Source organism: Mesorhizobium sp. M7A.F.Ca.MR.362.00.0.0, from assembly GCF_004023175.1.
Classification (GTDB): domain Bacteria; phylum Pseudomonadota; class Alphaproteobacteria; order Rhizobiales; family Rhizobiaceae; genus Mesorhizobium.
Genome location: NZ_RZTF01000360.1, coordinates 1 through 5,607 on the forward strand (window position 1 = coordinate 1; position 5,607 = coordinate 5,607).

Annotated in this window: 6 protein-coding genes; 3 read left to right on the top strand and 3 right to left on the bottom strand. The window is 62.6% G+C overall.

Translation table 11 applies throughout. From position 1 onward, the window contains the following. Positions 1 to 66: 66 nt before the first annotated feature. Positions 67 to 1,854, bottom strand: a complete 1,788-nt coding sequence (gene aspS / locus EOC06_RS29845; RefSeq protein WP_164898806.1) for an aspartate--tRNA ligase — start codon at positions 1,852 to 1,854, stop codon at positions 67 to 69. Positions 1,855 to 2,068: 214 nt separating this feature from the next. Next, on the bottom strand, positions 2,069 to 2,545 hold the full coding sequence (locus EOC06_RS29850; protein WP_127271416.1) for a MarR family winged helix-turn-helix transcriptional regulator: 477 nt from the start codon (positions 2,543 to 2,545) through the stop codon (positions 2,069 to 2,071). Positions 2,546 to 2,640: 95 nt separating this feature from the next. Here EOC06_RS29850 and EOC06_RS29855 point away from each other — a divergent pair, with 95 nt between their 5' ends. Further along, positions 2,641 to 3,009 carry an antibiotic biosynthesis monooxygenase gene (locus EOC06_RS29855; protein WP_128309483.1) on the top strand — a complete coding sequence of 123 codons (369 nt, stop codon included), beginning with the start codon at positions 2,641 to 2,643 and terminating at the stop codon, positions 3,007 to 3,009. A gap of 27 nt (positions 3,010 to 3,036) precedes the next feature. Then, positions 3,037 to 3,507 carry a hypothetical protein gene (locus tag EOC06_RS29860; RefSeq protein ID WP_127329893.1) on the top strand — a complete coding sequence of 157 codons (471 nt, stop codon included), beginning with the start codon at positions 3,037 to 3,039 and terminating at the stop codon, positions 3,505 to 3,507. Here the strand turns inward: EOC06_RS29860 and EOC06_RS29865 are convergent. Continuing rightward, the gene (locus tag EOC06_RS29865) at positions 3,502 to 4,368 is read right to left on the bottom strand and encodes a LysR substrate-binding domain-containing protein (RefSeq protein WP_128309484.1); all 867 of its coding nucleotides are present in this window, start codon (positions 4,366 to 4,368) and stop codon (positions 3,502 to 3,504) included. The two genes, EOC06_RS29860 and EOC06_RS29865, sit on opposite strands and share 6 nt — an antisense overlap. Before the next feature lie 92 nt (positions 4,369 to 4,460). Here EOC06_RS29865 and EOC06_RS29870 point away from each other — a divergent pair, with 92 nt between their 5' ends. Continuing rightward, positions 4,461 to 5,378, top strand: a complete 918-nt coding sequence (locus tag EOC06_RS29870; protein WP_128309485.1) for a DMT family transporter — start codon at positions 4,461 to 4,463, stop codon at positions 5,376 to 5,378. The last annotated feature ends 229 nt before the right edge of the window (positions 5,379 to 5,607 follow it).

The following is a 5,607-nucleotide window of genomic DNA, read 5'->3' on the forward strand; positions in this document are numbered from 1 at the left end:
TCATTGTCCTGCCGGACATTTCTCCCCGTATAGAGACGGGGAGAAAGGGCAGTTGCAACGCCGCCGTCAGTCCTTCTTGGGCACGGCAACGCGCAGCGCCAGGTCGCGAAGCTGCTGCGGGCTCGCTTCCGACGGTGCGTTCATCAACAGATCGTAGGCCTGCTGGTTCATCGGGAACATGGTGATCTCACGCAGGTTCTTGGCGCCGAGCAGCAGCATGACGACGCGGTCGACACCGGCGGCCATGCCGCCATGCGGCGGTGCGCCATACTGGAAGGCGCGGTAGAGGCCGCCGAAGCGCTCCTCGACCGTGGCGCGATCCAGCCCGACCGTCTCGAACGCCTTGACCATGGTTTCGGGCAGATGGTTGCGGATACCGCCTGAGGCGATCTCGAACCCGTTGCAGACCATGTCGTACTGGAACGCCTTGATGCCGAGCAGGTCCTCGCCATTCAGCGCATCGATGCCACCTTGCGGCATCGAGAACGGGTTGTGGGCGAAGTCGATCTTCTTCTCTTCCTCGTTCCACTCGAAGAACGGGAAGTCGACGATCCAGCACAGTTCGAAACGCTCGCGGTCGACAAGGTTCAGCTCCTCGCCGGCACGGGTGCGCGCAGCCCCCGCGAAGGAGACGAACTTCTTCGGGTCGCCGGCAACGAAAAAGGCGGCGTCGCCATCGGCAAGGCCGAGTTGAAGGCGGATCGCCTCGGTGCGCTCCTCGCCGATGTTCTTGGCGAGCGGACCGGCGCCCTCGATCTTGTCGCCCTCCTTGCGCCAGAAGATATAGCCCAGACCCGGCTGGCCCTCCCCCTGCGCCCAGGAATTCATGCGGTCGCAGAAGGCGCGGCTGCCGCCGGTCTTGGCGGGAATGCCCCACACTTCGGCCTTCGGGTCGTTGGCCAGGATGTTGGCGAACACCTTGAAGCCGGAATCGCGAAAATGATCGGAAACGGCCTGCATTTCGATCGGGTTGCGCAGGTCCGGCTTGTCGGAACCGTATTTGCGCATGGCCACATCATAGGGGATGCGCTGGAAATTCTGCGTCACCGGCTTGCCGTTGGCGAAGGTCTCGAACACCCCGCGCATGACAGGTTCCATGGTCGACAGCACGTCGTCCTGCTCGACGAAGCTCATTTCAAGGTCGAGCTGGTAAAATTCGCCGGGCAGACGATCGGCGCGCGGGTCCTCGTCGCGGAAGCAGGGGGCGATCTGGAAGTAGCGATCGAAGCCCGACACCATGATCAGCTGCTTGTACTGCTGCGGCGCCTGCGGCAGCGCGTAGAAGGTGCCGGGATGGATGCGCGACGGCACCAGGAAGTCGCGCGCGCCTTCCGGCGACGAGGCGGTGAGGATCGGCGTCGAGAATTCGGTGAAGCCGACCTCGCCCATGCGCTTGCGCATTTCCGCGATGATTTTTGTCCGCGCGATGATGTTCTTGTGCAGCGTCTCGCGGCGCAGATCGAGGAAGCGGTATTTCAGGCGGATATCCTCGGGATAATCCGGCTCGCCGAACACCGGCAGCGGCAATTCCTTGGCCGCCGACAGCACCTCGATCTCGCGGGCGAAGATCTCGATCTCGCCGGTCGGCAAATTGGCGTTGGTGGTCTCGGGCAAGCGCGCCTTGACCTCGCCGTCGACCCGAATGACCCACTCGCCGCGCACGGTCTCGGCGACCTTGAAGGCAGGCGAATCCGGATCGGCGACGATCTGGGTCAGGCCATAATTGTCGCGCAGGTCGATGAAGAGCAGGCCGCCATGATCGCGCACGCGATGCACCCAGCCCGACAGGCGAACGGTCGAGCCGACGTCGCTCTTCCTCAACTGGGCACAGGTATGGCTGCGGTAACGGTGCATTGTCATTGGTAAAGTCCGGGGTGCTCTAGTTGCCGGCCAAGGCATCGCGGCCCGGCCCTGAAAATTTGCGCGAAAAGCGCATGGGAGGCCGGATTTGTCAAGGCAAGCGGACTTCCGTGTCCATGGTGTTCGCCGCCCGGTAGCCGCAGCGAGGCAGCGCGAGGATCAGCGCGGCGCTCAGCCTGTGAAGGAAACCGCCACAGGGCCACAACCGTCAGGCTTGCTCTTCAGCTTCATCGTTGCCTTCCAGTTTTTTCCGCAGCGCCGTCATGACCCTGTGCGTGGTGTTGATGTCCTCGACCAGCAGGCCATCCGCGAGGTTTTCGATCCAGGGCGCCTGCAAATGCATCGCGGCATCGAAAGTCTGTCTTCCCTTGTCAGTCAAAACGACAAGCTGCGCACGCTGATGATGCGGGTTGGCCTCGAAGGCGACGAGCCCTTCCCTATGCAGGTCGTTGACGATCCGTTGGACATTCTGGCGGCTGGCTCCCAGATCGCGCGCCAGCCACGCGACCGGCTGAGGGCGTTCGGCGGTCACGACAGCGCCGAGAACCTGCCAGCGGGCGCTCGTCAAACCGAGGTCGGCGACCAGCCTGTCACCCGATGTGAGCATTCGGCTGTTGAGCCTGAACAGGTCGAGAATGAGATCGGTCAAGGCATTGCCGGCAGGTGTTCGCTTGGCATCAGGCATATGACATCCTATATTGCTATTGACATTATGTTGTCAAATAGATATGTAATCAAGGTAACAGATTGGCACCATAACACCAATTAACGGAGCTTATCATGTCGCTCATGCGCCCACTGAACCCCGCTTTCCCGATCGACCGCCAGATCGCGATCGATGCTACCTCCGTCGTGCTGGTCAACGTCTTCACGCTCGACAAGGCCGACGAGCAGACCTTCCTCCATGCATGGCAGGATGATGCGGTCTTCATGAAGCAGCAGCCCGGCTTCATCTCGACCCAGCTTCACCGCGCAATCGGCGAAAGTCCGGCCTATTTCAATTATGCCGTATGGGAAACGATGGCTGACTTCCGGGCCGCGTTCTCGCATCCCGAGTTCAGGGCGAAGCTCTCGGCCTATCCGTCCTCGGCCGTCGCCTCTCCGCATCTGTTCCAAAAGGTGGCGGTGCCGGGCATCTGCCTGGCGTAGACGGGTTGCAAGAACGGTGGGAAAGCCATGATCAAGGTCATTCATCCAGTCGCCGGTACGGTCGCGATGCTGACGATCGCAAGCCTCTGGCTGTCGACGGTCCTCAGTGAGATGTTTGCCTCCCAGGTGGCGATAGCCGCCGTCAAGATGGCCATACCGTGGAGCTTTCTGTTGCTCGTTCCAGCGCTGGCGGCGGCGGGAGGTTCGGGCTTTGCGGCGGCCAAGGGCCGGCAGGCCGGGCTGATCGGCGCGAAGATCAAGCGCATGCCATGGATAGCCGCCAATGGTCTCCTGGTTCTCATCCCCTCCGCACTCTTCCTCGCATCCAAGGCGAGAGCCAGCGAGTTCGACACCAGCTTCTACGCCGTGCAGGCGCTCGAATTGGCCGCCGGCGCGACGAACATCACGCTACTCGGCCTCAACATGCGCGACGGGTTCAAAATGAAGGGCCGGCTCCGCCGTCGGCCCGCTCGGCCCGTCAAAGCATCACCTCTATGAGCCAAGCGCCGACAGCCGGAGGCGATGGGCAAGGTGATCGACGACCAGTAAAGCGTTGGCGGAAGAGGTCTCCGCCCGGTGAAGACGAATCTCCGCCCCGGGCAGCGGCGGCACATGGCGGCCTGGATGGACGCCGCGCAGGCCAGGCGCAAGCATGCTGCCTTTGACCACGGTGACCGCCAGGCCCTGTTCAACAATTGCCTCCGTGGCTGAGAGGCTCGGGCTGACATAGGCCAATCGCCATGGCCGGCCTGCCTTGTTGAGCGCCTCAATTGCCCAGGAACGAAACAGGCAATCGGGGCTCGACAGAGCGACGGGCAGCGGATCGAGTTCCTCGACGGCTCGCGTCGCCGCCGCTGCCCAAATCGCCCTTTCGCGGCATATCAGATCCCCCTCGGTCGTACCTTCCGGGTGCATGGCGATGACGGCGTCGAACGAGGACCCAAGCCGTTTCAGGAGCCGGGCGGTGAGACCAATCTCCATTTCGACCTGCACCAACGGAAATCGCTCGGCGATGCCGGCAAGGAGGCGCGGCAGGATCTTGGTGCCATAATCTTCCATGACCCCGATGCGAACCTGTCCGGCCACCTGCTGACCGGAAACACGCGCAATCGCCTGCTCATTGAGAGCAAGTATGCGGCGGGCATCGATCAGAAAGCCCTCCCCGGCGGCGGTGAGTTCAACGCGGGCTGTCGAGCGCCGGAACAAGATGGTCTCGATGCGCTCCTCAAGACGTTTCACCTGCAAGCTGACGGCCGCCTGCGTTCTATTGAGCTGCTCGGCGGCTCGCGTGAACGAGAGTCGCTCGGCAACGACGACAAAGGCCCGCAGAAGGTCCGGATCGAGATTCGGGATACTCATAGTGGAATGTTATCAAACTCATTGAGCTTATTCGATTCCTTATGGCCCGCCTTCCCGATATCCCCGGTTCCGAGCCAGCAAGGTCGGGAACCATGGAAGTCACAGGAGTGCTCGCCGCGATTCTCTCCAGCGCTTTCGGGGGCACCGCCGTTGGCGCAACGCGATATCTCGCGGGCACGCTCGATCCTCTGGCTATCGGTGCCGTCCGGTTCGGCGGCGGCTTTCTGGTTTTGGCCGCCGTCGCTCTCTGGCGGCGAGACAGGTGGCCGCCGAAGAGCGACTGGCTCGGCACCGGTGCATTGGGTCTTCTGTTCTTCGGGCTGTTTCCGGTGCTCTTCAATGGAGCCCTTGTCTACACGACGGCCGCGCGAGGTGCGCTTGCGCTTTCGACACTGCCTCTGCTCACGATGCTTGCCGCGGCAGTTCTGAAGATCGAGCCGCCGACCATCCGCAAGATCGTCGGTGTCCTGATCGCAATGGCAGGAGTGGCCGTAGCGCTCGGCACGAGCCTGACGACTGCTCCCCCAGATGCCTGGCGCGGAGATCTTCTCATGGTCGCGGCCGCTTTCTGCATGGCGCTCTACAACGTCTGGTCGAGACCATTTCTATCCCGCACCGCGCCAATCCCGTTCGTGGCGTTTGGCATGGGCGTGGGCGCGGTCTGCCTATCGGTCCTGGTGGTTTCGAGCGGAGGCTTCGCGCGACTTGCCACTCTCAGCGCACCTCAGTGGATCGCGAGCGCTTATCTGGCCATAATTTGCGGCGCCTTCATTTTCTTCCTTTGGGCATTCGCGCTCGAGCGCGCGCCGCCGACACTGGTTGCCGTCTCCGTTGCGGTGAATCCGGTGACGGCATCGATCTTCGGTGTTGTCTTCCTGGGCGAACAAGTGAGCGCGAACCTGATTGTCGGGCTGATGGCAGTCCTCGCAGGAATAGGCGTCGCAACGGGAGCAGCCGAGCGGCTTGGCCTGTGGCCCGACGATCGGCAGTCACGTCGAAGGCAGCCCTGAGCGCTGACCAAGCAAAACGGGGGAACGAATCCAGGCGAATACAGCGATCATCCCTGTTGGCGCGGGGAATTGCTGCTGGCGTTGGCCAGGGCGATGGTCCAAGAAGGGGTCACCGACACGTGATCGCCTCTTCATGTCCTCCATCCGCCCGATGATCCCGCTTCTTCTCGCCGCCGGCATCTTGCTCGGCGGCAATGGGCTGCAGAGCACGCTGATCGCGCTGCGCGGC